This window comes from Rhizobium sp. 01L419, assembly GCF_056400025.1.
Genome location: NZ_JBFTSM010000008.1, coordinates 270,636 through 296,673, shown reverse-complemented (window position 1 = coordinate 296,673; position 26,038 = coordinate 270,636). Strand labels below are relative to the sequence as shown.

The 26,038-nt window shown below is 60.9% G+C and carries 23 protein-coding genes; 9 read left to right on the top strand and 14 right to left on the bottom strand.

Annotation, left to right across the window (positions count from 1 at the left end; translation table 11 throughout):
- The first annotated feature begins 111 nt into the window (after window positions 1–111).
- On the top strand, window positions 112–1,356 hold the full coding sequence (locus AC1DUP_RS18240) for an aromatic ring-hydroxylating oxygenase subunit alpha (protein WP_113297234.1): 1,245 nt from the start codon (window positions 112–114) through the stop codon (window positions 1,354–1,356).
- Between the two features lie 143 nt (window positions 1,357–1,499).
- Window positions 1,500–2,009 carry a BA14K family protein gene (locus AC1DUP_RS18235; RefSeq protein ID WP_115035609.1) on the top strand — a complete coding sequence of 170 codons (510 nt, stop codon included), beginning with the start codon at window positions 1,500–1,502 and terminating at the stop codon, window positions 2,007–2,009.
- 54 nt (window positions 2,010–2,063) lie between these two features.
- Here AC1DUP_RS18235 and AC1DUP_RS18230 read toward each other — a convergent pair whose 3' ends face one another.
- Window positions 2,064–3,056 carry a transporter gene (locus AC1DUP_RS18230; RefSeq protein WP_113509625.1) on the bottom strand — a complete coding sequence of 331 codons (993 nt, stop codon included), beginning with the start codon at window positions 3,054–3,056 and terminating at the stop codon, window positions 2,064–2,066.
- Window positions 3,057–3,367: 311 nt separating this feature from the next.
- Here AC1DUP_RS18230 and AC1DUP_RS18225 point away from each other — a divergent pair, with 311 nt between their 5' ends.
- The 4 genes from AC1DUP_RS18225 to AC1DUP_RS18210 all read left to right on the top strand — a co-directional run bounded on the left by AC1DUP_RS18225 (window position 3,368) and on the right by AC1DUP_RS18210 (window position 7,058).
- Complete coding sequence (locus AC1DUP_RS18225) at window positions 3,368–5,146, top strand: acyl-CoA dehydrogenase family protein (protein ID WP_115035608.1); 1,779 nt, start codon at window positions 3,368–3,370, stop codon at window positions 5,144–5,146.
- A 10-nt stretch (window positions 5,147–5,156) separates the two neighbouring features.
- Window positions 5,157–5,909 carry a crotonase/enoyl-CoA hydratase family protein gene (locus tag AC1DUP_RS18220; RefSeq protein ID WP_477833569.1) on the top strand — a complete coding sequence of 251 codons (753 nt, stop codon included), beginning with the start codon at window positions 5,157–5,159 and terminating at the stop codon, window positions 5,907–5,909.
- 305 nt (window positions 5,910–6,214) lie between these two features.
- Complete coding sequence (locus AC1DUP_RS18215) at window positions 6,215–6,580, top strand: ArsR/SmtB family transcription factor (protein WP_477833567.1); 366 nt, start codon at window positions 6,215–6,217, stop codon at window positions 6,578–6,580.
- 4 nt (window positions 6,581–6,584) lie between these two features.
- Window positions 6,585–7,058: an SRPBCC family protein gene (locus AC1DUP_RS18210; protein WP_477833565.1), complete on the top strand. Its 474-nt coding sequence runs from the start codon at window positions 6,585–6,587 to the stop codon at window positions 7,056–7,058.
- Window positions 7,059–7,065: 7 nt separating this feature from the next.
- Here the strand turns inward: AC1DUP_RS18210 and AC1DUP_RS18205 are convergent, their stop codons facing one another.
- Both AC1DUP_RS18205 and AC1DUP_RS18200 read right to left on the bottom strand, forming a co-directional pair.
- Window positions 7,066–8,316, bottom strand: coding sequence for a class I SAM-dependent RNA methyltransferase (locus AC1DUP_RS18205; RefSeq protein ID WP_477833563.1), 1,251 nt, complete (start codon window positions 8,314–8,316; stop codon window positions 7,066–7,068).
- On the bottom strand, window positions 8,313–9,059 hold the full coding sequence (locus AC1DUP_RS18200) for a TlyA family RNA methyltransferase (protein ID WP_113310722.1): 747 nt from the start codon (window positions 9,057–9,059) through the stop codon (window positions 8,313–8,315). Before AC1DUP_RS18200 ends, AC1DUP_RS18205 begins: the two co-directional genes overlap by 4 nt.
- A gap of 311 nt (window positions 9,060–9,370) precedes the next feature.
- Here AC1DUP_RS18200 and AC1DUP_RS18195 point away from each other — a divergent pair, with 311 nt between their 5' ends.
- Entirely contained in the window at window positions 9,371–11,317 is a 1,947-nt protein-coding gene (locus AC1DUP_RS18195) for a methyl-accepting chemotaxis protein (protein ID WP_113297226.1), read from the top strand.
- A 243-nt stretch (window positions 11,318–11,560) separates the two neighbouring features.
- Here the strand turns inward: AC1DUP_RS18195 and dxs are convergent, their stop codons facing one another.
- The 5 genes from dxs to AC1DUP_RS18170 all read right to left on the bottom strand — a co-directional run bounded on the left by dxs (window position 11,561) and on the right by AC1DUP_RS18170 (window position 16,637).
- Window positions 11,561–13,477 (bottom strand): 1-deoxy-D-xylulose-5-phosphate synthase, encoded by a 1,917-nt coding sequence (dxs, locus tag AC1DUP_RS18190; RefSeq protein WP_477833560.1) that lies wholly within the window; start codon window positions 13,475–13,477, stop codon window positions 11,561–11,563.
- Window positions 13,478–13,579: 102 nt separating this feature from the next.
- Window positions 13,580–14,503 (bottom strand): pirin family protein, encoded by a 924-nt coding sequence (locus AC1DUP_RS18185; protein WP_477833558.1) that lies wholly within the window; start codon window positions 14,501–14,503, stop codon window positions 13,580–13,582.
- Window positions 14,504–14,592: 89 nt separating this feature from the next.
- A complete protein-coding gene (locus AC1DUP_RS18180) occupies window positions 14,593–15,360 on the bottom strand; it encodes an SDR family NAD(P)-dependent oxidoreductase (RefSeq protein ID WP_477833556.1) in 768 nt (255 codons plus the stop codon).
- 87 nt (window positions 15,361–15,447) lie between these two features.
- Window positions 15,448–15,699 (bottom strand): exodeoxyribonuclease VII small subunit, encoded by a 252-nt coding sequence (locus tag AC1DUP_RS18175; protein ID WP_003545921.1) that lies wholly within the window; start codon window positions 15,697–15,699, stop codon window positions 15,448–15,450.
- 2 nt (window positions 15,700–15,701) lie between these two features.
- Entirely contained in the window at window positions 15,702–16,637 is a 936-nt protein-coding gene (locus AC1DUP_RS18170) for a histone deacetylase family protein (protein WP_477833554.1), read from the bottom strand.
- A gap of 186 nt (window positions 16,638–16,823) precedes the next feature.
- Here AC1DUP_RS18170 and AC1DUP_RS18165 point away from each other — a divergent pair, with 186 nt between their 5' ends.
- The gene (locus AC1DUP_RS18165) at window positions 16,824–17,225 is read left to right on the top strand and encodes a hotdog domain-containing protein (RefSeq protein WP_115035602.1); all 402 of its coding nucleotides are present in this window, start codon (window positions 16,824–16,826) and stop codon (window positions 17,223–17,225) included.
- Here AC1DUP_RS18165 and AC1DUP_RS18160 read toward each other — a convergent pair.
- Genes AC1DUP_RS18160 through AC1DUP_RS18150 form a run of 3 tightly spaced genes read right to left on the bottom strand, consistent with a single transcriptional unit; the run spans window position 17,222 to window position 19,091 of the window.
- Entirely contained in the window at window positions 17,222–17,785 is a 564-nt protein-coding gene (locus AC1DUP_RS18160; RefSeq protein ID WP_113297219.1) for a biotin transporter BioY, read from the bottom strand. The two genes, AC1DUP_RS18165 and AC1DUP_RS18160, sit on opposite strands and share 4 nt — an antisense overlap.
- Window positions 17,786–17,808: 23 nt before the next feature.
- On the bottom strand, window positions 17,809–18,417 hold the full coding sequence (locus AC1DUP_RS18155; protein ID WP_477833552.1) for a CbiQ family ECF transporter T component: 609 nt from the start codon (window positions 18,415–18,417) through the stop codon (window positions 17,809–17,811).
- Entirely contained in the window at window positions 18,417–19,091 is a 675-nt protein-coding gene (locus AC1DUP_RS18150; protein ID WP_477833550.1) for an energy-coupling factor ABC transporter ATP-binding protein, read from the bottom strand. The genes AC1DUP_RS18155 and AC1DUP_RS18150 overlap by 1 nt, the downstream gene beginning before the upstream one ends.
- 125 nt (window positions 19,092–19,216) lie before the next feature.
- Here AC1DUP_RS18150 and AC1DUP_RS18145 point away from each other — a divergent pair, with 125 nt between their 5' ends.
- On the top strand, window positions 19,217–20,407 hold the full coding sequence (locus AC1DUP_RS18145) for a winged helix-turn-helix domain-containing protein (RefSeq protein ID WP_477833548.1): 1,191 nt from the start codon (window positions 19,217–19,219) through the stop codon (window positions 20,405–20,407).
- A 29-nt stretch (window positions 20,408–20,436) separates the two neighbouring features.
- Here AC1DUP_RS18145 and ribB read toward each other — a convergent pair whose 3' ends face one another.
- The 3 genes from ribB to AC1DUP_RS18130 all read right to left on the bottom strand — a co-directional run bounded on the left by ribB (window position 20,437) and on the right by AC1DUP_RS18130 (window position 25,997).
- On the bottom strand, window positions 20,437–21,540 hold the full coding sequence (gene ribB, locus AC1DUP_RS18140) for a 3,4-dihydroxy-2-butanone-4-phosphate synthase (RefSeq protein ID WP_113309858.1): 1,104 nt from the start codon (window positions 21,538–21,540) through the stop codon (window positions 20,437–20,439).
- 10 nt (window positions 21,541–21,550) lie between these two features.
- Window positions 21,551–22,648: a chorismate synthase gene (gene aroC / locus AC1DUP_RS18135; RefSeq protein ID WP_113297214.1), complete on the bottom strand. Its 1,098-nt coding sequence runs from the start codon at window positions 22,646–22,648 to the stop codon at window positions 21,551–21,553.
- Between the two features lie 175 nt (window positions 22,649–22,823).
- On the bottom strand, window positions 22,824–25,997 hold the full coding sequence (locus AC1DUP_RS18130; RefSeq protein ID WP_477833603.1) for a bifunctional diguanylate cyclase/phosphodiesterase: 3,174 nt from the start codon (window positions 25,995–25,997) through the stop codon (window positions 22,824–22,826).
- Window positions 25,998–26,038 lie beyond the last annotated feature (41 nt).

The following is a 26,038-nucleotide window of genomic DNA, read 5'->3' as shown; positions in this document are numbered from 1 at the left end:
GCTCGGTGATTAAATGACGCCATGACCAGTTCTCCGGAGGGAGAGGGAAGCCGGCGCGCTTCCGCTGCCGTGCTTCAACAGGGTGGCAGCCGCATGCACGAGGATAGGCAGATGGATATTCGCAGCAACGTTTTGCGCCAGCTCAAGAGCCGCCGCGAGGGTTTCAGCCTCGAACAGCCCTTCTATACCGACGAGGATTATTTCCGTCTGGATATGGAGATGATCTACTATCGCGATTGGCTTTTCGTTGGCCATGATTGCGAGCTGCCAAAACCGGGCGCCTACTTCACCGTCCAGATCGGCGAGTATCCTGTCGTCATCGTGCGGGGACGCGACAACATTGTTCGTGCCTTCCACAACAGCTGTCGCCATCGCGGCTCGCGCGTCTGCACCAAGGAACACGGCTCTTCGGTTCGTCTTGTCTGCCCCTATCACCAGTGGACCTACGATCTCGACGGCAAGCTCGCCTTCGCGCGCCACATGGGCGATGATTTCGACAAGAGCGGCTTTGGGCTGAAACCGGTCCATTGCGAAATCGTCTCCGGTTACGTCTTCATCTGCCTCGCCAATGTCGCGCCGGACTTCCAGGCCGTGCGCGACAAGATCGAGCCCTATATGGCACCCCACCACATCGGTGAGGCCAAGATCGCCTTCCAGAGCACCATCATCGAGAAGGGCAACTGGAAGCTCGTCTGGGAGAATAACCGCGAGTGCTATCACTGCGCCGCAAACCACCCCGAGCTTTGCCGCACCTATCCGGAAGCGCCGAGCGTGACCGGCACGGATGGTGGTGCCGACGATCCGGAGATTGCCGGCCATTGGGCGCGCTGTGAAGCAGCCGGTCTGCCGAGCAAGTTCCAGATTTCGCCGGACGGACAGTTCCGCACCGCCCGCATGCCGCTCATCGAAGACGCCGAGAGCTACACCATGTCCGGTAGGCCCGCCGTCAAGCGTCCGCTCTCCGACGACGTGAAGATCGGCCACATCGGCACCATGCTGCTCTTCCACTATCCGACGACCTGGAATCATCTGCTCGGTGACCACGCCATCTCCTTCCGCGTGCTGCCGCTCAGCGCCAACGAGACGGCGGTGACGACAAAATGGATTGTCCATAAGGATGCGGTCGAAGGCGTCGACTATAACCTTGAGGAATTGACCCACGTCTGGACCGAGACCAACGATCAGGACCGCCGCATCGTCGAAGAAAACGCCTTCGGCATCCGCTCGCCGGCCTACGAGCCCGGTCCCTATTCTTCGGTCCACGAAGGCGGCGTCATGCAGTTCCTCGAATGGTATTCGAACTTCATGGTCAACCGGCTGCAGGGCGATCAGGCAAAGCTCTCGGTCGTTGCCTGAGAGCGTTCATGACCGGTTAATGTCCGGTTCATTTCGCCTTCGGTAAAAATAGAGCGTAGATGCCGTTTTCGGGTCTTTTGGGAACAGTTTCCCATTTTATCCGTTATCGAGCAGGCTTTTTTCGCTCTTGATCGGAGATACGAATGTTTGGGCTGAGTAAGAAGGTTGCGACTGCGGTTATGGCCGCCGCCGTCGTTGTGACGAGCTTTGTGCCGTCGCAGGCAATTCAGATGCCCGCCGCCCCGCAGGTGGAAAAATCTTCGCCTGTCGAAAACGTCCAATACCGCCGTTACTATCGGCCCGGTTATCGGTCTGGTTATCGTCCCGGTTATCGCCCAGGCTACTATCCTGGCTACCGTCCAGCCTATCGCTCTGGCTGGTACGGCGGCTATCGCGGCTATTCCTATTATCGTCCTGGTTATCGCCACTATAACGGCTACTGGTATCCGCTGGCAGCCTTCGGCGCCGGTGCCGTCATCGGCGGCGCCATCGCCGCTCAGCCGCGCTACTACGCGCCTGCACCGGCTCCCTCGGGCATCAATCCGAGCCATGTCGGCTGGTGCGAAAGCCGCTACCGTTCCTACAGGGTCTACGACAATACGTTCCAACCCTATAACGGCCCGCGACAGCAGTGCTATTCGCCCTACTATTGAGGCGAAAGCAGAGATCGAGTCAGAACGCCCGGCCTTCGAGTCGGGCGTTTTCGTTCAGAGAATATCCACTCTCTTCAAGAGCCACCAAGCCAAAGCGATGGAGGCGAGGATGAGCCCCACGGCATATTCCGTACCGTAGTCTCCGACGGCGAAGGGCAGGTTCGCCGTGTTCATGCCGAAGAAGCCGGTCACCAGTGTCGGCGGCAACAGGAAGGCCGTCATGATCGACAGGATGTAAAGGTGGCGGTTCGTCTCCGAGGAGAGCTTGGAGTCGATTTCTTCATGAAGCAGTCTTGCACGGTCCTGCAGCGCATAGACATCGTGGTCGACTGTTTCCAGCCGGCTCGTCAGTCGTCCGGCAATATCGTCGAAGCCGAAGGGCATTTCGTCTTCGTCGGAGGCTGCCGCTCGCCGCATCAACGCGAGGACCGTGCGCAGGTGGCGGTGCAGACGCACGATCGTGCGGCGGACGGGAGCAAGCCTGCGGCGTTCGTCACGCGGGGCGTTGTCGTAGACGAAATCCTCGATCAGGTTGAGCTCTTCGGTGAGCTCCATGACGACGGAAATCAGCGTCCGCTGGAACTCGGTCACAAGCAGCTCGAAGAGGTCGACGGGACGGGTGAACTTGCCCGCATTCTTCTCGATCATCACGCGTGTCCGCTCCACGCTTCTCAGCGGCTGCAGGCGCGTGGTGATGATGAAACGGTCGGAGATGGCGAAATGCAGCCAGCCGAGATCGGCCGTGTCCTGGTCGAATTCGCGCTGGCAGTCCACCAGCGTGCCGTAGAGCATCTGTTCATCGACGGTCAGGATCGCGTGCGTGTCGCGCGTGGTCAGCGCCGACTTGGCGTCATCCATCACGCCGAGCGTGTCGAGGAGGGCGGGCACGCGGGCATCGGCGAGGTTGAGATGCAGCCAATAGAAACCGTCGTCCGCGGTCAGCTCCGCGGCCGTCGCGCTGTTTTGCAGCCGCACGGCCTTCTTGCTTTCCGGCGAGAAACGATAGGCCCATACAAGGCCGGGTATGTTGACAGGCAAGGTATCCATTATTGCCGATCCTCTCGCGAAAGCGATCAATCCTACTAAAGCATGTCGCGCAAAACTGTGTAGCGATTTTGCGGCAACGACATGCGTCAAAACAAAGGCCTAAAGCGTGACAGCGGATCTGAAAGATCGCGACACGCTTAGAGATTCTCCATGACGTTTGTTTGTGCAAGTGCACAAGCGAAAAGGCGCTCTCGATCATGGTTATCGACCGAAACCAAATTGACGTTTACGTAAAAATCAATTAGCTCTCAGGGTGGAGGCGCTTGCGGACCGGCTTTGCCGCACGCGGGCTGAATGCGGAGGAAAATAGGATGTATAAGGCGCCTGCCGAGGAAATCGTATTCACGCTGAAGCATGTCGCCGGCATGGCAGAAGCGATCGACAGCGGCATTATGGGCGATCTCGGCGAGGATCTCGTCGATGCCATCCTTGCCGAGGCGGGACGATTTGCCACGGAGGAAGTTGCCCCTCTCGCCGACATCGGCGACCGTCAGGGCGCCCGCCTCTCCAATGGTGAGGTGAAAACGCCGGACGGCTGGCGCGATCTCTACCGCAACTGGGCTGCCGGCGGCTGGAACGGCCTGACCGCGCCGGAGGAATTCGGCGGGCAGGCGCTGCCGCATATGCTGAATGTCGCAACGCTGGAAATGTGGAATTCCGGCTCCATGGCCTTTGCCCTATGCCCGACGCTGACCATGGGGGCCATCGAAGCGCTGAACGTTCACGGCAGCGTCGCTCTCAAGGAGAAATACCTGGCGCGGATGGTGTCAGGCGAATGGACCGGCACCATGAACTTGACGGAACCACATGCCGGCTCCGATCTTGGCGTGCTGAGGGCGAGGGCCGAACGCCGCGACGATGGCAGCTACCGCATCTTCGGCCAGAAAATATTCATCACCTGGGGTGAGCACGACGCGGCCGACAACATCATCCATCTCGTTCTCGCCCGCCTGCCGGATGCCCCTGATGGCACGCGCGGCATTTCGCTCTTCCTCGTGCCGAAATTCCTGGTCCATGACGACGGCTCGCTCGGTGCTCGCAACGATCTCTACTGCCATTCGCTGGAGCATAAGCTCGGCATTCACGGTTCGCCCACCTGCACCATGATCTACGGCGACGGAAAATTCGGCGAGGAGAAAGGCGCTGTCGGCTGGCTGATCGGCGAGGAGAACAAGGGCCTTGCCTGCATGTTCACGATGATGAACAATGCCCGCCTGGCCGTCGGCATGCAGGGTGTCGCGATCTGCGAGGCAGCGACCCAGAAGGCGATCGCCTACGCAAAGGAGCGCACGCAGGGCAAGGCGCCGGGCTGGAGCGGATCGGGCATGAGCCCGATCATCGAACACCCCGATGTCGCACGCATGCTGCTGACCATGAAGGCACTGACGCAAGGCTCGCGCGCCATCGCCTATGCCTGCGCGCACGCGATCGACATGGCCCATCGCGCCACCGGGCGACGCGGACACTGGCAGGAGCGCGCCGCTCTCCTGACGCCGGTCGCCAAATCCTTCGCGACGGATGCCGGCGTCGATGTTGCATCCCTCGGTATCCAGGTCCATGGCGGCATGGGCTTCATCGAGGAGACGGGCGCTGCCCGCTATCTGCGTGATGCCCGCATCGCCCCGATCTATGAAGGCACGAACGGCATTCAGGCGATCGATCTCGTCACCCGCAAGTTACCCTTGTCGGGTGGGGAGCAGGTCAAGGGTTTCATTGTCGAACTCAAGGCGATCGCCGAGGCTGTCCGCAGTTCAAACCTCGACGGTTTCGGCGCGACGGCCGACAGGTTGGAATCCGCGCTTGCAGATCTGGAGGCGGCAACAGATTGGCTGCTGTCCAGCCTCGCCGAAGGCAAATCGGCCGAGGCCCTGTCGGGTGCAACTTCCTATCAGCGTCTCTTCGGCCTCGCCCTGACCGGCTGCTATCTCGCCAAAGGCGGCCTTGCCCGCACGGCGGATGGAGCAGGCGCGGGCCGCATCTTGCTCTGCCGCTTTGCCGCTGAAAACCTATTGTCCGAAACGGCGGCGTTGAAAGATCGCATCGTCAATGGCGCCGAGAGCCTTGCTGCGGCCCGCACCGTCCTTGTCTGAGGAGCTGAAAATGAGCGATCCCATTATCATCGAGCGATCCGCCGAACATCCGGCCGTCCAGATCATCCGCTTCAACCGGCCGGAAAAGAAGAATGCCTTTACCCGCGACATGTATCGCAAAATGACGGATGCCCTGAATGCCGCAAATAGCGATGCCGGGATCAGGGTGACGGTCTTCCTCGGCACGGAAGGCTGCTTTTCGGCCGGCAACGACATCGGCGATTTTCTCGCCACGGCCATGGGCGGCAACATCGGAGAGGAGTTGATCGATTTCCTCTATGCTCTCGTCAATGCCGAAAAGCCTCTCGTCTCTGGAGTCGACGGTCTTGCAATCGGCATCGGCACGACGCTCAACCTGCATTGCGACCTGACGATCGCCTCCGACCGCAGCCAATTCCGCACACCCTTCGTCGATCTGGCACTGGTGCCTGAGGCGGGTTCCAGCCTGATCGCTCCGCGTATCATGGGGCACCAGCGCGCCTTTGCCATGCTCGTCGCCGGAGAGCCCTTTACGGCCGATGATGCGAGGCAAGCCGGTCTCATCTGGAAGGTGACGAGCCCGGAAGAGGTTGAAAAGCAGGCGCTAGCTGCAGCCGCAAAGCTTGCCGCCAAACCACCGGAAGCGTTGAACATCGCCCGCGACCTCGTTCGTGGCCCGCGGGAAGAGGTCATCGCCCGCATCGATGAAGAGGCCCGTCATTTCGCCGCCCGCCTGAAAACTGCTGAAGCGCGCGCGGCCTTCGAGGCCTTCATGCGCCGCTGATACCCTAAAAATCGGTGGGCATTCTCGGGTGCGAATTTAAGGTCTTTTTTAAGTATAATCTAACTATTGAATGGAAGACGGATCCCCCGACCGTCCGGGCGTTTGACGTGTTTCGTACGACCCCCTTGTCCGAATCCATTCAACGGCAATCGCCCGTTCGCAGCGCGCTTAACCCCCGCGCTGCGAAGCCGTTTTGAAGGACCGCAGCTCGAAGCACATCAACTGTATTTTCCTCGATTTCGGATAGTTAGGTATTTGCCAAACTATTTATTGACTCTCGTCCTGCTCCATCTATAGTTAGGCATATGCCTAACCAATCGCATGCCCTTGATTTGATGTTTCAGGCGCTGGCGGACCCCGCCCGCCGCAGCATGGTGGACCGGCTCTGCAAAGGGCCTGCTTCCGTGAAAGAGCTGGCCGAGCCACTCTCAATGGCACTGCCTTCGGTCCTCCAGCATCTGCAGATGCTGGAAGCAAGTGGCCTTGTGCGCTCGGAAAAAGCAGGCCGCGTGCGCACCTGCCGGATCGAACCGCAGGCGCTGCGCTCTGCCGAGGCCTGGATCAACGAGCGCCGTACGCTCTGGGAGCATCGTCTCGACAGTCTGGGCGTATATCTCGAAGCCAATCCGGAAATGCCTGACAAGCCTGGGAAGCAGAACGAAAAGGAGTAAGACCATGCAGGAAGAGTACAGCACCCTTCATTCCACCTTCTCCATCGAACGCACTTATGACGTGCCGGCTCCACGCGTTTTCGCCGCCTGGTCCGATCCGAAGGCGCGCCTGCAGTGGGAGGCGATCGGCGAGGACTTCACCACTACCTATACGGAGAATGATTTCCGCGTCGGCGGCCGCGATATCAGCCGGTTCAACTTTGGCAAGAGCGACGAATATGTCGCCGACGCCCGCTATGAGGATATCGTCAGGGATCGCCGCATCGTCTACGCCTATACGATGTCGCATAACGAACGCCGCATCTCCTCGTCACTGACGACCATCAGCCTGACGCCGGTCGCCGAAGGCACGCATGTCGTCGTCACCGAGCAGATCACCATCCTTGATGGTGGCGACAAGGTGGAATACCGCCAGGCCGGCATCGCCGGACAGTTGGACCAACTCGGCCGCTATCTCGCCGGCGAAAAGGTTGCCTGACGGCGGCCTATTTCTCGAGCGTCGCCACGACCTCGACATGCGAGGTCCAGAGGAACTGGTCGATGGGCGTGACCGAGGTGATCCGGTAGCCGCCCTCGACGAGGATGGCGAGGTCGCGGGCAAGCGTCAGCGGGTTGCAGCTCACGGCCACCACCTTCTTAACTATCGAGCGCGCCAGTTCCTTACACTGGAATTCTGCGCCCGCTCGCGGCGGATCGAAGACGACGGCGTCATAGACTTTCAGCTCCGAGGTCATCAGCGGGCGGCGGAAGAGATCACGCTTTTCGACGGTCACGGGCTTCAGGCCCTGCGTATTGCGCGCCGCATGGTCGAGAGCCGCGATCGCCTTGCCATCGCCCTCGACGGCATGCACGCGGCCGATGCGGGCAAGCTGCAGGGAAAAAGTGCCGGCGCCGGCAAAGAGATCGGTGATCCGCTTGGCCTTGCCGACATGCGCAAGCACCAGCTCTGCCATCGCCTCTTCAGCAGGCTTCGTCGCCTGCGTGAAGCCGCCGGCAGGCGGAGAGACCTTGATACCGCCGAACTCGACAACCGGCTTGGCAGGCTCGATCAGGATTTCACCATCGAGCGAAACGCGGGCGATGCCGCGAAGGCCGAGTATGACCTCCACCGTCTTGCGACGCTGCTGGTCCGACAGCTTCTTGACGCCTTCTACCGCGAGATCGAGGCCGGACAGGGTCTCCAGAACTGAGATGCGGAAGACATCCGCATTGGTCGCGACTGCCGCCCCGACAGCCTTGATCGCCGGCAGCCGGGAGATGATCCCCGCCGACGAGATGGGACATTCCTCGATGGCGACGATGTGATGACTTTCAGCCTGGTTGAATCCAACAAGCATGTCTTTTTCGGTCTTTCGCGCAGCGAAGACCACCCGGCGCCGCTCGCCGGGATGCGCGGCGACGATCTCGCCGACCTCGGGCGTCAATCCCTTCGATTTCAACGCATCGATGACGAGTTGCCGCTTGAAAGCCCGGTAAGGCACATCCGCCATGTGCTGCAGCGTGCAGCCACCGCAGGTGCCGTTGACGCCGTCTGGCCCGAAATGCCGGCAGGGCGGTTCCTGTCGGTCGGCGGAGGCCGAGGCGATCGACATGACCGTGCCCTGGCTCTTGACGCGGGCGATCGCCACCGTCTCGCCCGGCAGCGTGAAGGGCACATAGACAGGCCCGTCCTTGCCGTTGGCAATACCGTCGCCCTGCGCGCCGAGCCTGTCGATGGTGATTGTTTCCGTGCTCACGCTTTTGTCCCTGCCAGTAGAAATTCCTGATTGCCGTCGCCGCCCGAGATGGGTGAAGGGATGAGCCCAAAACTCTTCCAGCCCATGTCTTCGGTGAACCAGCGTTCGAGTTCTGCCGCCACATCGGGCCCGGAAGCCGGATCCTTGAGCAGTCCGCCCTTGCCGATCGCCTCGCGCCCCGCCTCGAATTGCGGTTTGACGAGGATGGCGGCGAGCGCATTGACCTCGGCAATATCGAGCGCCGGGGCAAGCGCCAGCTTCAGCGAGATGAAGGAGACGTCGGAGACGACGAAATCCACGGGCTGGCCGATATCCTCAGCCGTGAGATTGCGGGCATTGAGTCCCTCGATATTGGTCACCCGCGGATCGGCTGATATCCTCGGATGCATCTGCCCGTGGCCGACATCGATTGCCGTCACATGCGCGGCCCCCCGCCCCAGCAGCACTTCGGTGAAGCCGCCAGTCGAAGCGCCGACATCGAGACAGTGCCGTCCTGCCGGGTCGAGCCCGAAGTGATCGAGCGCCGCCACCAGCTTTAACGCTGCGCGCGAAACATAATCCTGCGCCGGATCGTCGATCTCGATTGCCGCATCCGGGCTGAAGACGGCACCAGCCTTCGTCACCACCTTCCCGGCGACCTTCACCGTGCCGCGTGAAATGGCGTCTCGGGCCCGCGAACGGCTCGCAAAGAGGCCGAGGGTGACGAGGAGTTGGTCGAGGCGCTGGCTGTTATGATCGGACATCGGCTGTGAATGACCGTCAAAGCCGCCGGTTGCAAGCATTTTGTTGGCACAGCGGGCACCCTAGTACAGCCTCATATCGCCGGAACCGCAATAAACTAAACCGATATGTGCTGCGATGCACAAATTTAAACAATTTTAAATCCTGCCCGCATAGGTTCGCTTTGATTGCAGCGGTTCAATTGAATCGCTTCGTGCCATGAAGGCTCTCGCGTCCTCCCCGCCGATCATGTTCCTCATCAAGAAGTCTTGTGGCTGCGCACCTCGCGCGGTTGCCCCTTGTCGCGCCTGATGTCGCCAGGAGAAATTGACCGATGTTCGCTCGAAACATATCCTTGAACGGTAAGCTTGCGGCCACGTTCGCAGCACTCATCCTTATTTTCGTATCCGTTTCCGCTTTCGTCTATTCCAAGGCAACGACTTCGGCGAGCGCCTCCGCCGAGCAGGAGAAATCCGAGCGTCTGGTCAACCAGATCGACGACGCGTTGCAGGCCATGCTCGAGCAGGCCGTCAACCTGCGCGGTTTCATCCTCTTCCGCAGTGACAGCACCTATGGCGACATCTTCGCCAACCGCGAGCGGATGCTAAAGGCAATTGCCGCCGCCAAGCAGACCGCTTCTTCCCAGCCTGAGGTCGTGTCGATGATCGACGACATGCAGAAGGCTGCAGACCTTTATTTCCATGAGCTCGCCGAGCCGCAGGCCAAGGCCCGCAAGGAAACCGAAACGCCGATCGCAGAGGTCGTCAAGATCGGTGTCAACGCCACCAAGGGCCAGCTCGACGGCTTCCGCGCCGCTTCCGCCAAGATCAAGTCGCTTGCCCGCGAAAAGTCCGAGTCTCTTGCTGAAGCTCAGCTTGAGGCCAACAGCGACCTCAAGACCACGCTGGTGGCTGGTGGCATTGCTGCAGCGCTTGCCGCCGCCGGTCTCGCCTGGGCCTTGTCGCGCACCATCGTTCGCCCGATCGTCGGCATGACGACGGCCATGGACCGCCTCGCCGGCGGCGACCACAATGTCGAAGTTCCGGCAACCGGCCGTCAGGACGAAGTCGGCCGCATGGCTCAGTCGGTACTGGTCTTCAAGGAAGCCGCCATCGAAAAGCAGCATCTTGCCGGCGAAACCGATCGCATGCGCGGCGAAGCCGAACGTCAGCGCCAGATGAGCGACGAGCAGAAGGCCCGCGAAGAAGGCGAGATCCGTTTCGCCGTCGAAGCTCTGGCCGGCGGCCTTGCAGGCCTTGCCGTTGGCGATGTCGCAGCCCGTATCCAAGCGCCGTTCGCCCCGCAATACGACAGCCTGCGCAACGACTTCAACAATGCCGTCGAGAAGCTGCAGGCCGCCCTGCAGTCGGTCGGCCGCAACGCTTCGGCCATCAATGCCGGCGCCGGTGAAATCCGCTCTGCCGCCGACGATCTCGCCCACCGCACCGAACAGCAGGCCGCTGCCGTCGAAGAGACCGCAGCCGCTCTCGAAGAGGTCACGACCACGGTCCGCGACTCCGCCAAGCGCGCCGAAGATGTCGGCAACCTCGTCGAGCGCACCCGCCTCGGCGCTGAAAAGTCCGGTGAGGTCGTCCGCAGGGCGGTTTCGGCCATGCAGCAGATCGAAAAGTCCTCGGGCGAGATCTCCAACATCATCGGCGTTATCGACGACATCGCCTTCCAGACCAACCTCCTGGCGCTGAACGCCGGCGTCGAGGCCGCCCGTGCCGGTGAAGCCGGCAAGGGTTTTGCCGTCGTCGCACAGGAGGTACGTGAACTCGCTCAGCGGTCCGCAAACGCCGCCAAGGAAATCAAGGCACTGATCAACACCTCCAGCGAACAGGTCAATTCCGGCGTCGGCCTCGTCGGTGAAACCGGAAAGGCGCTGGAAGCGATCGTCGCCGAGGTTCAGGAAATCAACCACCACGTCGGCGCGATCGTCACGGCCACCCGCGAACAGTCCATCGGCCTGCAGGAGATCAATACTGCGGTCAACAACATGGACCAGGGTACACAGCAGAACGCCGCCATGGTCGAAGAACAGACGGCCGCCAGCCACGCGCTTGCCCAGGAAGCCTCCGCCCTCGACGACCTGCTACGCCAGTTCAAGCTCGGCACCCAGGCTGCTGCTCCGGTCCAGAGGACCGTTGCCGCGACCCCGGCATCCCGCCCGGTCGCGTCTCCCGCCCGCGCACTCGCCAGCAAAGTCACCAGGGCTTTCGGCGGCAAGCAGGCAACGGCCGCCGCTGCTGTTGTCCAGGAAGACTGGACCGAATTCTGAGAGCTACTCTCGCGAATGACAAATGGGGCAGGGCGGCATTCATTGCCGCCCTTTCTTTTTGTGACCTTGGAGCAATTCAGCAAAAATGTGCACGCGGACATAGTTGCGACGGAATTGGGAAGGGCAGAGGCAGGCTTTATCGCCAATGGCGATTTCATCGACGATGCGTTGCATCACGGCGGAATGATCTTCCACCGCGACGGCAAGAGGCCGGAATTGAGAGATGCGGGTCGGTGTGCTGACTTAACCGGCCACGCCCACCGCAACACCGCGTCCGAGTGCGTTGAAGACAGTCGAGACGATGCCGGCGCGATCGAGCCCCGCATGACCGATCATCGCTTCCGGCTTTGCCTGCTCCATCCAGATATCGGGCATCACGAGTGTGCGAACCTTCAGCCCGCGGTCGAGCAGCCCATCCGTCGCCATGAATTGCATGACCTGACTTCCGAAGCCGCCGACGGAACCTTCTTCCACGGTGATGAGGATTTCGTGATGGCGTGCAAGCTGGCGGATCAGGGCGTGGTCGAGCGGCTTTGCGAAGCGCGCATCGGCAACCGTGGTCGAGAGGCCTGCGGCATCGAGGTCCTCGGCTGCCAGCAGACAGTCGGCAAGCCGCGTGCCGAAGGAGAGAAGCGCCACCTTGGTGCCTTCCTTGACGATGCGCCCCCGGCCGATCTCCAGGATCTGGCCGCGCTCCGGCATGTCGACGCCCACACCTTCGCCGCGCGGATAGCGGAACGAGATCGGGCCGGCATCATAGGCGACGGCTGTGCGCACCATATGCTTGAGCTCGGCCTCGTCGGCAGCCGCCATCACCACGAAGCCGGGCAGGGTGGCCAGGAAGGCGGTGTCGAAGGAGCCGGCATGTGTCGGTCCATCAGCACCGACGAAACCGGCGCGGTCAATCGGGAAGCGTACCGGCAGACCCTGTATCGCCACATCATGCACAACCTGGTCATAGGCGCGTTGCAGGAAGGTCGAATAGAGCGCCGCAAACGGCTTGAAGCCTTCGGCGGCAAGGCCGGCGGCGAAGGTCACGGCATGCTGTTCGGCAATGCCGACATCGAAATAGCGTGACGGGAAGATCTCGGCGAATCTATCAAGGCCGGTGCCGCTCGGCATGGCGGCCGTGATACCGACGACGCGGTCGTCGAGTGTCGCTTCCTGGACCAGCGTTTCGGCAAAGACATTGGTATAGCTCGGCGCATTCGGCTTCACCTTCGCCTGCGCGCCGGTGATGACATCGAATTTGTTGACGCCGTGATATTTGTCGGCGGCGGCTTCCGCCGGCGCATAGCCCTTGCCCTTCTGGGTGACGATATGGATCAGCACCGGGCCATTGGCATTGTCGCGCACGTTGCGCAGCACAGGCAGAAGATGATCGAAGGAATGTCCATCGATCGGGCCGATATGGTAGAAGCCCATCTCCTCGAACATCGTCCCGCCGGTCACGTAGCCGCGGGCATGCTCGACGGCGCGGGTGATGGCGCGGTCGATGTTCTTGCCGAGATAGGCCGTCAGTTTCTTGCCGAAGTCGCGGAAGCCCATATAGGTGCGCCCGGAAGCAAGGCGGGCGAGATAGGCGCTCATCGCCCCCGTCGGTGGAGCGATCGACATGTCGTTGTCGTTGAGGATGACGATCAGCCGCGCGTCCAGCGCGCCAGCATTGTTCAGCGCCTCATAGGCCATGCCGGCCGACAGCGCTCCGTCGCCGATGACGGCGATGACGCGGCGGTCCGTCTTGTCGATATCGGCAGCGACCGCCATGCCGAGACCGGCCGAAATCGAGGTCGAGGAGTGCGCAGCACCAAAGGGATCGTATTCGCTCTCTGCCCGGCGGGTGAAGCCCGAAAGGCCGTTTTCCTGGCGTAGCGTGCGGATGCGGTCGCGGCGTCCGGTCAGGATCTTGTGCGGATAACACTGGTGGCCGACGTCGAAGATCAGTCGGTCGTCCGGCGTATTGAAGACGCTGTGGATGGCGATCGTCAGTTCCACCACCCCAAGACCTGCGCCGAGATGCCCGCCAGTGCGGGAGACGGCATCGATCATTTCGTCCCTGACTTCGCGTGCAAGCTGCGGCAGATCGCGATCCTCGAGCTTGCGCAGGTCGGCAGGATAGGCGACCTGATCGAGCAGCGGGGTCTTCGGGGATTGTGTCACGGGCGGGCGCTCTTCTTTGACTGATCGGCTTTGCTTTATTCGATTGAATTGCGGCAAAACAACTACTTTTGCATAACCGCAAGTTTTTCACCTTAGAGCACTTCAGCCCTCCGGCAAAGGCACGAATTCCTCTTCGTCGCCGGGGACGATGTCGAAGCGGCCGGTGCGCCATTCCTCCTTGGCCTTCTCGATCCGCTCCTTCGAGGAGGAGACGAAATTCCACCATATGTAGCGCTTGGAGTTCAGCGCGGCACCTCCGAACAGCATCAGATGACAGCCCTGAGTGCCGGCTTCCAGCGTGATCGCATCGCCCGGCCGGAACACGAGAAGCTGGTCTGGCGCGAACCTGTCGCCGGCAATGACGACCTCGCCCGCAAGCACGTAGACGGCCCGTTCCTCGTGCGCCGCACCGAAAGGAAATTTCGCGCCAGGCTGCAGGGAAATGTCGGCATAGAGCGTATCGGTGAAGACCTTCACCGGCGAAGTAAGCCCTTCGAAGGAGCCGATCACGACACGGCCGGTGACACCGCCATCCTCGATCAGCGGCATGTCGCTTTTTTCAGTATGGGTAAAGGAGGGATCGATTTCTTCCTTGTCGCCGGGCAGCGCCAGCCATGTCTGGAGGCCGGACATGGAAAGCGAATGGCCGCGCAGATTGTCCGGCGTGCGCTCGGAATGCACGATGCCGCGGCCGGCCGTCATCAGGTTGATGTCACCGGGGCGGATGACCTTTTCCGTGCCGAGGCTGTCGAGATGGCGGATTTCGCCGTCGAAGAGATAGGTGACCGTCGAAAGCCCGATATGCGGATGCGGCTTCACATCCAGCGCCTCGTCGGGCTTCAGGATCGCCGGCCCCATGCGGTCAAAGAAGATGAACGGCCCGACAAGCCGGCGCTGGCGCGTCGGCAGGGCGCGCCGCACCTGGAAACCACCGATATCGCTGGTGCGCGGAATGATCAGGTTCTCGATCGCGTCACAGGCGAAGGCGTCGCCGGGCAGGGGATCTTTACCGGGGAAAAAGGACATGGCGAACTCCGATCACAAGGGCCTAAGCCACAGATAGCGCCTGCCGGTCTGTGGCGAAAGGGCCAGTTTCTGAGATCGTCGTGAAGCCTTCAGATCGCGGTGAAGCCGTTATCGACGAAAAGATGGGCACCGTTGACGAAGAGCGATTCATCGCTGGCGAGATAGAGTGCGGCTCGGGCGACATCTTCCGGCTCGCCGATCCGGCCCTGCTGCGCGGCAATAGCAGCGTCGGACACATCCACGCCATGCGCCTGCAATTCCTTCACCTCGCGCAGGCCGTGCGGCGTACGGATGAAGCCGGGGCAGACGGCATTGCAGCGGATGTTACGGTCGCGGAATTCCACCGCGATGGCGCGCGCAAACATATGCACGGCGCCCTTGGTCGTATCGTAGAGCACTTCCATCGGCGTTGCCGCGACGGCAGAGATCGAGGAGGTGCAGACGATAGAGCCGCCGCCGGCCTCGATCATCTTGGGCAGCACCGCCTTCGTCATCAGGAACATGGAGCGTACGTTGACGGCGTGCAGCCAGTCCCATTCCTCCAGCGTGGTTTCCAGGAACGGCTTGATGACGATCGTGCCGGCATGGTTGAAGAGCACCGTAACCGGGCCATAACGTTCCTCGACGCCTGCCACGGCAGCATTGACGGCCACTTCATCCGAAACATCAGCCGTCCAGCAATCGGCCTCGCCGCCGGCCGCGCGGATCTCGTTGACGGTCTCCGCCGCTGCGTCGCCATTGCGGTCGATGATGGCGACGTGCGCACCCTCAGCCGCAAACAGCTTCGATGCCGCGCCGCCCATGCCGGTAGCACCGCCTGAGACAATGGCGACCTTGCCCTTCAATCTGTCCGTCATTTCTTCTGTTCCCCTGATGTTGTCGAGGGATCATAGATCGACAGGAAGCTTGCAGCCAAGAGCCTTGGAAGAGATGGTTGCTGTGCCTCAGGCGCCGTCGAGCGGCTCCACGCCCTGCGGCTTGCCGGCGCGGTCGAGGCGGATCTTCTCGATGCGGTTTTCGGCGGCCGAGAGCAGCGTTTCGCAATGCTTCTTCAGCGCTTCGCCGCGCTCGTAGATCTCGATGGATTCATCCAGCGCCACGTCGCCGCGTTCCAGGCGGGCCACGATGCTTTCGAGTTCGGCAACCGCCTTTTCGAAGGAAAGACCGGAAACCTCCGGCTTGGCGCTGTCAGTCATTCTCAACCCTTCATCATTCTGAGGATATGCATACCCGCCGACTCGGCGAGTCCTTCCAGATCATAGCCGCCTTCCAGCAGGCTGACGACCCGGTTATTGGCGCTGCGATCGGCAACCTCCAGAAGCCGGCCCGTTGCCCAGTCGAAATCCTCACCCGTCAGGTTGATCTGCGCCAGCGGATCACGGTGATGCGCATCGAAACCGGCGGAGATGATGATGAGATCGGGCCTGAAATCGTTGAGTGCCGGCAGCACGCGCGACTTGAAAGCCTCGCGGAAATGGTCGCTGCCGACATTGGGCGAAAGCGGCGCATTGACGATCGTGCCATGCGCGCCATTCTCGTCCTTGGCGCCGGTCCCGGGATAAAGCGGCATCTGATGGGTGGAACAGAAAAGCACGGAGGGATCGTCCCAGAAGATATCCTGCGTGCCGTTGCCGTGGTGGACGTCCCAGTCGACGATGGCGACGCGTTCTGCGCCGTGAACCTTCTGCGCATGGCGGGCGGCGATCGCTGCATTGTTGAAGAAGCAAAAGCCCATCGCCGTCATCTTTTCGGCATGGTGACCCGGTGGGCGCGCCGCGACGAACACATTGTCCGCCTTGCCCCGGAACACGTCGTCGACGGCAGCCATCGCTCCACCGACGCCGGTCAGAGCCGCCTGCAGGCTCTTCTGGCTGGCATAGGTATCCGCTTCGAGCTGGTTGATCTTGTCTTCCTCTTCCGGGATCTGCCGCATGACGGCGATCAGATGCTCCTCCGGATGGGCAAGCAGTACGGCGTCTTCATTCGCCTGCGGGGCTTCCTTTCGATCGAGACGTTCGAAATTCGGATGCTCCAGCGCGACATTGAGCGCGCGGATGCGGTCGGAGCGCTCGGGATGGCCTGACGGCGTCACGTGCTCGAGAAAGATGGGGTGTTCGTAAAGACGGGTGCTCATGCAGGCACTCTATCGGTCGCAAATGTCATGATCCACAGCAGATGGAGCGCTGCGCGTCGATTTCAACAAGCCGCATCGTCGCAATTAACGCTCGCATCCTCCCGTTTACGCTATTTTAATTGTTTCGTTTACTTCGACGGACCCCATGCTAGGGTCATGGTGATAACCTGCAAGGCAGACCTGTAAATGAGTAAGACGAACCGCCCGGACATGGTGGAATTGCGCGTACCGTTTCGTGATGTGGACATGAACGGCCAGATGTTTCTGGCCTCCTATATTTCCTATGCCGAATCCGTACTTGCGAGCTTCTGGTCGTCGAGGCCAACAGTGGAAGACGAGCCCGTCTATACTGCCAGCAAGGTTTCCTGCATCCTTCATCGCCCGCTGCACTATCACGAGACGGTGACCTTCATCGCTGGCGTCGACAAGATCGGCGTACGTTCCATCGGCTTTCTCATCTCCTTCGAGATTGAGGACGAGCGTGTCGCCGAGGTAGAGATCATCTGGCAGGCACGCACCAGCGACGATGGTTCGCCCGCCGCACTCCCCGAAGAGACCCGCGACTGGCTCTATAGTTTTCTCGATTAGATACGGATCGGCAGCAGCGGATAGCCTACCATGACGGCCCGGCCGACGAGCGCTGCGACAAAGGCCTTGATGACGTCGCCCGGAATGAAGACCATGCTGCCGATAAAGGCCTGCTGCAGACCGATATTGGCAGCAAAAGCCAGATAGGCGATACCGAAAGCATAGAGCACGACGATGCCGCCGATCATGGCGGCGAGGAAGAAGCTGACCGTCTGCACGAGGCCGGACTGGTTGCCATGAACCAGACGCTCGCTGAGGAAGCCCGTCACGAAAGCGGCAAAGACCCAGCCGAACAGGAAGCCTGATGTCGGAGCCACGAAGGCGGCATATCCGCCACGGCCGCCCGAAAGCACCGGCAGTGTCATTGCAACAAGCAGCAGCACGATCAGCACGGAAATCGTGGCGCGTCTTGCGCCAAGCACGACGCCTGCCATCATGACGCCCAGCGATTGCGCGGTGATCGGCACCGGTATGAAGCCGAGATAGATGGGCGGCAGCAGACCGAGAGCCACGATAACAGCGGCAAAAAGAGCGGCAAGAACGAGGTCGCGTGTGCTCATCGTGATCTCCAATTCATAAATCGTTAACTGACATGCCGCCGAATGCCGCGCGCGTCAATCGCCGCTGCAATGTTATCCGCATCCCGTAGCGTCAAAATGATGAGCGGGGTCAGGATCGTCGTCGGCCGGACTTTCAGTCCGCGTGCCGCGTGCGCCTCGCTGATCGCGTGGTAGCGATTGATAATCTCCGGCACGAAGCGCAGCACGAGCCCGACCGCGAGGCCAATATCGTCCGCCTTCACCCAGCCGGTCCGTTCCAGCGGCCGGGCAAGCGCGGTTATCTCATCCATGAACTGGGTGATTGTTGTCGTCGCGGTCACTGCGGCGGCAAACAGCATCAGCGCCGTCAATCTCAAGAGTGTCGCCAGCGCGTCATGCCAGGGATTGACGATGAGGGTAAAGAGCGCCACGACCGCAATCGTCAGGAAGATCGGACGCAGCCGGAGGACCGACTCCTTCAGCGGCAGGCCGATGCTGCGATAGATAAGTGCGGTCAGCAGGGTGACGATGGCAAGCAGCGGAAGATTGTCCCCGACGAAGAGCACAAAGCCAAGCAGGAAGAGCGAGAAGATCTTTGCCCGCGGCGAAAGCCGGTGCAGGGCACTGTTGCCTTCGACATAAAGCGACTGCATCAGGCTGCGAGCTCCCTGTAGAGGGCGATCGCTTCGGCCGCCGGCGCATCGGCCGCCAATTTGCCTTCATGGAACAGAAGCACTCGCTCGAAACCTAATATCAATTCGAGATCATGGGTGATGACCAGGACATTCTCTTCCAGCCCGTCGATGGTCTTCTGCACGAGTGCCCGGTTTCGCAGGTCGAGCTGATTGGTCGGCTCGTCGAGGATCAGGATATTGGGTCCGGTCGCCAGCACCGAGCAGAGGGCTGCGAGCTGCAACTCGCCACCCGAAAGCTCGTGAGCACGGCGAACGGCCAGTTCCTCGGCGTTGAAGCGGGCAAGAACGAGCTCGACCTTTCTCTCTATCTCCGCTTTCGTAAATCCGCGGCCCTTGAGTCCGAAGGCAATATCGTCCTTGACGATAGGCAGGATGATCTGGTTTTGCGGCGACTGGAAGATGAAGCCGACATCGGCAAGCGCCGTCTTTTCATGAAGTGTGTCGCGCCCGTTGACCAGGACCTTGCCAGTGGTCGGTTTCATAAGCCCGTTGATCATCCGTGCGAAGGTCGTCTTGCCCGAACCGTTGAGGCCGATGACGCCCAGCCGGTTTTCGGTAAGAGAGAGTGTGAGTGGCTCGACCGCGACCCTTGCTCCGAAACTGGCGCCAGCGCTCTCGAAACGAATATCCAAGTATGGTCCCCTTGTTTGAATTCCTGCTTCTATAAGGCAGTGGCCGTGCGATAAAGGATCAAAATCAAGTTGGCTCGAATATGGTATCGGGTAGCTAGGAAGATTTTCCGCGCTATGATCGCTGCATGACGAATCTGCTGTCCAATTCCGATGCCCGCCGTATCTTCCTCGCCAAGCAGGGGTTGAGTGCGCCTCCGAACCGCGCGCTGACCAAGGCCGGCCTGTTGGAACTCATTCACGATCTCGGCTTCGTGCAGGTGGACAGCATCCAGACGGTGGAGCGCGCCCACCACCAGATCCTCTTCTCACGCAATCAGACATACCGACGTGAACATTTGACCGCGCTCCTGGAGAAGGAAGGCGCTCTCTTCGAGCACTGGACGCATGATGCTTCCATCCTGCCGAGCACCTTCTTCAAATACTGGAAGCACAAATTTCGCGACGAAGAAGTGGCGATCGTCGAACGCTGGCGCAAATGGCGTGGCGAGGGCTTCGAGGCCTCCTTCGAGGAAACCTATGAGCGGGTGGTGAAGGACGGGGCGATCCTGGCGCGCGACATGAAGGCGGATGGTCACGTCTCTGGTGGCTGGTGGAACTGGCACCCGAACAAGACGGCGCTCGAATATTTCTGGCGTACCGGCAAATTCGCCATCGCCGGCCGCTCCAACTTCCAGAAGATCTATGATCTTGTCGAGCGCGTCATCCCCGCCGAGTTCCACGAGCCTGAGGTCAGCCGCGAGGATTTCGTCGACTGGGCCTGCCGCAGCGCGCTCACTCGTCTGGGCTTTGCCACCCATGGCGAAATCGCCGCCTTCTGGGATCTGCTCTCGCCGGACGAGGCGAAGGCCTGGGTATGCGAACACCGAGACGAATTGATTGAAGTGCTGATCGAACCGGCTCTCGGCGGCAAGCCACGTTCCTCATGGGCTTTCACCGATTTCATAGATACAACGGATACTTACCCCGAGGCACCGGCACGAATCCGGGTGCTCAGCCCCTTTGATCCGATGATCAGGGACAGGAACCGGACCGAACGCCTGTTCGGTTTCTTCTACCGCATCGAGATCTTCGTGCCCGAGCCGAAGCGGGAATACGGCTATTACGTTTTCCCGCTTTTGGAAGGCGACAGGCTTATCGGCCGCATCGACATGAAGGCCGACAGGAAGAAGGGCACGCTGGATGTTAAGCGGCTGTGGCTGGAACCACGCGTGAAGGCATCTGCGGGCCGGCTGGAAAAGCTGGAAGCGGAGCTCGAGCGCCTGGCGCGCTTCGCCGGCGTGGAAAAAGTCGTCTATCTGGACGGCTGGAAGGGATAATTCCTTCTCCCCTCTGGGAGAAGGAGCAATCAGCAGATCTCTGTCTTCGAAATCTTGATCCCGAATCCTTCCAGGCCGACATAGTGCCGTTCGCGGCTGGTCATCAGCGTGATTGAGCTGACGCCGAGATCCTTAAGGATCTGCGCACCGAGGCCGATTTCCAGCCATTCATTGTCGCGTGTCTGCGCTTCGGCGTGTGCCTCGCGGCCCTGGCTGCGGGCCTTGCGGCCGTTGTCGTAATGGCCGACGCCTACCGAGCCTTCACGCAGGTAGACGATGACGCCACGCCCCTGTTCGGCAATCTTCTGCATGTAGAAATCGACCGGCTTGCGTTTGCCGAACAGGTCGTCCGCGACGTTTTCCGGATGCAGGCGCACTGGAATATCGACGCCATCACGGATATCGCCGAAGACGACGGCGAGATGCTGCATCGGGTCCCAGGGCAGGGCGTAGGTGTGCGCCTTGGCCTTGCCGAACGGAGTCTCGATATCGAAGCTGGAGCCGAGCTCGATCAGCGTTTCCTTGCGCTGGCGATAGGCGATGAGGTCGGCGACCGAGAGGAGTTTCAGCCCATGCTGTTCGGCGAAATCCACCACCTGCGGGCCGCGTGTCACCGTGCCGTCGTCATTGACGAGTTCACTGATAACACCGATTGGCGGCAGCCCGGCAAGCTTGCAGAGATCGACAGCAGCCTCCGTATGGCCGGAGCGCATCAGCACGCCGCCTTCGCGGGAGACCAGCGGGAAGATGTGGCCGGGACGCACGAAATCTGACGCACCGACATTCGGGTTCGCAAGGTTGCGTACCGTCAGCGTGCGGTCGTCGGCGGAGATGCCCGTCGTCGTACCGTGCTTGAAATCGACGGAAACCGTGAAGGCGGTCGTATGGGCGGAATCGTTTTCCGCCACCATGGCGTTGAGGTTCAGCCGCTTGGCTTCCTCTTTCGGCATCGGCGCGCAGACGATCCCTGACGTGTGGCGCACGATGAAAGCCATCTTTTCGGGCGTCGCATGCACGGCAGCGACGATCAGGTCGCCTTCGTTTTCACGGTCATTGTCGTCCATGACGACGACGATCTCGCCGGCTTCGAAAGCCCGGATAGCGTCAACGACGCGCTTCTGGTCATAAGACATGGGACAATTCCTATTTCAGCCGGCCGGTCTGGCCGCGGTCGCGAAGATAATGGTCGGCAATGGCGCAGGCAATCATCGCCTCGCCGATCGGCACGGCGCGAATGCCTACGCAGGGGTCATGACGGCCCTTGGTTCGAATATCGACATTCTTGCCGTCGGCATCGATCGACTGCCGTTCTGTGAGAATGGAGGAGGTGGGCTTGACGGCAAAACGGGCGACGACCGGCTGGCCGGTCGAAATGCCGCCGAGAATACCGCCGGCATTGTTGGACAGGAAGATCGGCGTGCCGTCATTGCCCATCCGCATCTCGTCGGCATTGTCTTCGCCGCTCGTCTCTGCGGCGGCAAAACCATTGCCGATCTCCACGCCCTTGACAGCGTTGATCGACATCAGCAACGAAGCGATATCCTGGTCGAGCTTGCTATAGATCGGCGCACCGAGGCCCGCCGGAACGCCTTCTGCGATCACTTCGATGACGGCGCCGATGGAGGAGCCCGCCTTGCGGATGCCGTCGAGATACTCTTCCCAGACGGGTACGATCTCGGCATCGGGAGAGAAGAACGGGTTCTGCCCGACCTGATCCCAGTCCCAGTTGGCGCGGTTGATCTTGTGTTTGCCGATCTGCACCAGCGCGCCACGGACGGACACGCCGGGTACGACGAGCCGGGCAATGCCGCCGGCTGCAACGCGGGCAGCGGTTTCGCGCGCCGAGGAACGACCGCCGCCGCGATAGTCGCGGATTCCGTATTTCACGTCATAGCTGAAATCGGCATGGCCGGGGCGATACTGCCGGGCGATCTCGCCATAGTCCTTGGAACGCTGGTCGGTATTCTCGATCTGCATGGAAATCGGCGTGCCGGTGGTGATCATCGTCTCTCCGTCGGCGTCCATCATCACGCCGGAGAGAACCTTCACAAGGTCGTCTTCGCGCCGCTGGGTCACGAAGCGGCTCTGGCCGGGCTTGCGCTTGTCGAGCCAGACTTGCAGGTCCTCGAGTTTGAAGCGCAGCCCCGGAGGGCAGCCGTCTACGACGGCGCCGAGCGCTGGTCCGTGGCTTTCGCCCCAGGTGGTTACACGGAAGAGATGACCGAATGTATTGTGCGACATATGTTCCCGCCGGATGCGCGGAACCGTTCGTCACCGGCCGCGCCATTACTCGAAAAAGGCGCGACACTCATAGGCCAAAAAACAGCCCAGGCAAAAGCCTTTCTTTGCGCCTGATGGTGCTATCGGGGAATGGTGTTTCCGGTCCCTGCGAACGGTGACGTGCCTGGCTTCAGCGCTAGGATGCCAGAAGCCAGGCAGTGCCGCGCGCCTCGATGGCGAAATCGTCGAAGGAGAGAGGGCGTGCAAAGGCATAGCCCTGCAGGAGATCGCAGCCGAGATCGCGTAGCAGTTCAGCATGCGCCATCGTCTCGACGCCCTCGGCCACCGTCTCGACGCCAAGCGAGCGGGCGATCTCGATGATGGAGCTGACGAGCGTGCGCTCCTGCGAGGAGGCGACGATCGGCTGCACGAGCTGCCGGTCGATCTTCAGCCGTTTCGGCTTCAGCTTCAGCAGTGAGACGATCGAGGTATGGCCGGTGCCGAAATCATCGATCTCGATATCGATGCCGAGCGCCTTGATCTGTTCGAGATTCTGCGAGACCACGTCCTCGCTTTCGTCGAGGAAGATGGATTCCACCAGTTCGAAGGAAATTTCGCCGGGGCGGATCTGCAGGTCACCAAGGGAGTCCAGAAGGCTGCCATCATGCAGGCGCCGCGCCGAAACGTTGACCGAGATTTTCGGAACATAGACGCCCTGTGCCGCCCAGCGCATCTTGTCGCGCAGTGCCGTTTCCAGGACGATGCGGTCGAGCGTCTGTACGACATTGATCTCGTCGGCAATGCGCAGGAATTTGTCCGGTGTCAGCAGACCCTTGGAGGGATGGTGCCAGCGTACCAGCGCCTCGACACCAGTCAGCTTCATCGTCCGTGCGCAGAACTGCGGCTGATACCAGGCCGTGAACTCGCCATTGTCGATGCCGGCAAGGATCTCATCGGCCGTGCGCTTGTTGTTGATGATGTCGGCCTGCAGGTTGTGGTTGAAGAATTCGTAACGGTTGCGGCCAAGGCTCTTGGCCCGGTAGAGCGCGATGTCTGCATTGATCAGTACCTTGCGGGCATCGATATGGATGCCGTTCGCCAGTGCGATGCCGATCGACACGCCGCAGCGACAGGAAAAACCCTGGAAATCGATGGGCTGACGCATCTCCTCGATGATACGGCCCGAAAGCTCCGCCATGTCCTTGTCGCCGACGTCGAAGGAAAGGATGACGAACTCGTCGCCGCCAATGCGGGCCACGACGTCACTCTCGCGCAAGTTCCTGGAAAGCACGCGCGACGCATGCACCAGCATGGCATCACCCGCTGCGTGCCCCAACGTGTCGTTGATTTCCTTGAAACGGTCGAGGTCTATATGCAGGATCGCGAATTTCTGTCGCTCCCTGTGGCCGGCATCCGTCAGATTTTCCAGTGCGATATCGAGCTTGCGGCGGTTGGCGAGCGAGGTCAGCGGGTCGTGCAGGGAGTTGTGCTCGATCCGGTCCTTGGCAAGCTCCAGCTCGATATTCTTGGCAATCGCCTCATCCTTTGCGGCCTTGAGGCGCAGCGTCATCAACGCATCCTCGGTCGAATCGAAGGCGATGCCGATAATTTTCATCTCGCCGGTCGGCGTACGGTGCACCTTGCCGACGGAACGCACGTAGCGAAAGCCGCCATTTTCGTCCGGCACGCGACAGACAAGCGTATGCGTGTCTCCGAGCTGCCTGAAATGCCTGGCGCTTTCGAGGGCCAGCCCGCGGTCATCGGGATGGATGCAGGAGAGCCAGGCGTCTTCGGTCACGAAGGCATTGCTCTGCTTCAGCCCATAAAGCTCGTGCATGCGCTCGTCCCAGATCGAGCCGCACTTGCCGAGGATTGCTTCCCAAATGCCGCATTGATAGGAATCGAGTGCCAGATCGAGTTTGCCGGACAGTTCGGAAAGTTCCGCCTCGCGGCTCGAAAGCTCCTCCAGCGCAAGTTCCAGCTCGGCATTCTTGAGCTCGCTCGTTTCCTTGGCGAGACGAAGCGTGTTGGTGACTTCCGCGTCGGCCGTGACATCCCAGACGATGCCGATCGTCTTTCCGGCGCCACCGGCATCCGTATAGAAGGCGCCGACAGAGCGCAGATGGCGAATGCGCCCGTCTTCACGCATCACCCTGTATTGCGCGGTGCAGGCTTCGCCGGCGATACTGCAACCGAAGAAATGAACCTCGGCGATTTCCCGGTCTTCGGGCGCGATCGTCGAAAGCCACACTTCCAGTGGCCGGCTGCCTTCCATCGCTTTGAGGCCGTGAAGGGTGGATGCTCGTGCATCCCAGGTAAGGTGGGTGGCGTTCTCCTGCAGCTCCCAGATGCCGATCCGGGAGGATTCAAGCGCCAGGTTGAGGCGCTGCGACAGCTCCAGAAGTTTGCCCTCGCGGGCCTCGAGCTGCGCGATATTACGGTTGCGTTCGCCGAGCAGCAACGTGGCGAAGAAGATCGGGATGATGATCACGCAGCCTGCCGCGACGATGATCAATCGCAGTTCAGGCTGATTTTCGGGAACAGCGTGCCAGCCGGCGTTCGGTACGGCCGCGAGTTCCCATCGCCCGCCGGCGAAGTTGATTTTTCGGCGGAGCGGATCTTTCTTATAGATATCGGAAGGACCGAAGAAGGGTGCGGCCGTTTCGTCCGGAATGCCGATGTCGCGGACCGCGATCGACAGATGGTCGAGATGCGGATAGCGCTCCTGGTTTTCGCTGTTGCGTGCGGGCTTCAGGCCCGTCGTCTCGTAGAACATGTCCTGGTCGATGACCACCTCGACCGCCCCCCAGATGCGGCGCTGGCCGTTCTGCTTGACGAATACAGGGAAGAAGATCGCGAAGGCGTTTTCTGCATCCGTCGTCTTGAAAGGACCATAGAAGCGGGCCGACTGGTCGCCGGTATTGCGGCTTATCGACATGCGCTGCAGCAGCACGTCCCGCACATCCTTGCCGATTCGGTCTTTGCCTGATTGCGCCGGATAAACCGACTTGACGATGAAATCAGGCGCGACAGCAATATGGATGAAATTCGGGTTCTGGATCAGCAGCCAGTTGATCTGCCGCTCCATCTCCACTTCGTTCGTCTGCGTGCTGAGCGAGATCAGGTTGGAAAGGTCGCGGACGGCAGTGATGTCCATGTTGATCTGCGCCGTCATGCGGGCACGGATCAGGTTCGTCTCGTTTTCAGTATGGATTTGCAGCTCGCGCAGATGGGCGGCAGTATTGGCACTGTCGAGTGCAAAGCCGACGGCAACAACGACGATGGCCACGAGGGCGGAAACCAGCAGCGAGACACGCGTATTCTTCAGAACACGCCGCAGCCGGTTGCTGTTGCTCAGCCGGAATTGCAAATCACACACCCCCACATTCGCATCGACTTTAGGGTGCGGGG

Excerpts from the sequence above, each read along its gene's own strand:
- AC1DUP_RS18240 (WP_113297234.1), top strand. The coding sequence starts at position 112 with ATGGATATTCGCAGCAACGTTTTGCGCCAGCTCAAGAGCCGCCGCGAG.
- AC1DUP_RS18235 (WP_115035609.1), top strand. The coding sequence starts at position 1,500 with ATGTTTGGGCTGAGTAAGAAGGTTGCGACTGCGGTTATGGCCGCCGCC.
- AC1DUP_RS18230 (WP_113509625.1), bottom strand. The coding sequence starts at position 3,056 with ATGGATACCTTGCCTGTCAACATACCCGGCCTTGTATGGGCCTATCGT.
- AC1DUP_RS18225 (WP_115035608.1), top strand. The coding sequence starts at position 3,368 with ATGTATAAGGCGCCTGCCGAGGAAATCGTATTCACGCTGAAGCATGTC.
- AC1DUP_RS18220 (WP_477833569.1), top strand. The coding sequence starts at position 5,157 with ATGAGCGATCCCATTATCATCGAGCGATCCGCCGAACATCCGGCCGTC.
- AC1DUP_RS18215 (WP_477833567.1), top strand. The coding sequence starts at position 6,215 with ATGCCTAACCAATCGCATGCCCTTGATTTGATGTTTCAGGCGCTGGCG.
- AC1DUP_RS18210 (WP_477833565.1), top strand. The coding sequence starts at position 6,585 with ATGCAGGAAGAGTACAGCACCCTTCATTCCACCTTCTCCATCGAACGC.
- AC1DUP_RS18200 (WP_113310722.1), bottom strand. The coding sequence starts at position 9,059 with ATGTCCGATCATAACAGCCAGCGCCTCGACCAACTCCTCGTCACCCTC.
- AC1DUP_RS18195 (WP_113297226.1), top strand. The coding sequence starts at position 9,371 with ATGTTCGCTCGAAACATATCCTTGAACGGTAAGCTTGCGGCCACGTTC.
- AC1DUP_RS18185 (WP_477833558.1), bottom strand. The coding sequence starts at position 14,503 with ATGTCCTTTTTCCCCGGTAAAGATCCCCTGCCCGGCGACGCCTTCGCC.
- AC1DUP_RS18180 (WP_477833556.1), bottom strand. The coding sequence starts at position 15,360 with ATGACGGACAGATTGAAGGGCAAGGTCGCCATTGTCTCAGGCGGTGCT.
- AC1DUP_RS18175 (WP_003545921.1), bottom strand. The coding sequence starts at position 15,699 with ATGACTGACAGCGCCAAGCCGGAGGTTTCCGGTCTTTCCTTCGAAAAG.
- AC1DUP_RS18170 (WP_477833554.1), bottom strand. The coding sequence starts at position 16,637 with ATGAGCACCCGTCTTTACGAACACCCCATCTTTCTCGAGCACGTGACG.
- AC1DUP_RS18165 (WP_115035602.1), top strand. The coding sequence starts at position 16,824 with ATGAGTAAGACGAACCGCCCGGACATGGTGGAATTGCGCGTACCGTTT.
- AC1DUP_RS18160 (WP_113297219.1), bottom strand. The coding sequence starts at position 17,785 with ATGAGCACACGCGACCTCGTTCTTGCCGCTCTTTTTGCCGCTGTTATC.
- AC1DUP_RS18155 (WP_477833552.1), bottom strand. The coding sequence starts at position 18,417 with ATGCAGTCGCTTTATGTCGAAGGCAACAGTGCCCTGCACCGGCTTTCG.
- AC1DUP_RS18145 (WP_477833548.1), top strand. The coding sequence starts at position 19,217 with ATGACGAATCTGCTGTCCAATTCCGATGCCCGCCGTATCTTCCTCGCC.
- ribB (WP_113309858.1), bottom strand. The coding sequence starts at position 21,540 with ATGTCTTATGACCAGAAGCGCGTCGTTGACGCTATCCGGGCTTTCGAA.
- aroC (WP_113297214.1), bottom strand. The coding sequence starts at position 22,648 with ATGTCGCACAATACATTCGGTCATCTCTTCCGTGTAACCACCTGGGGC.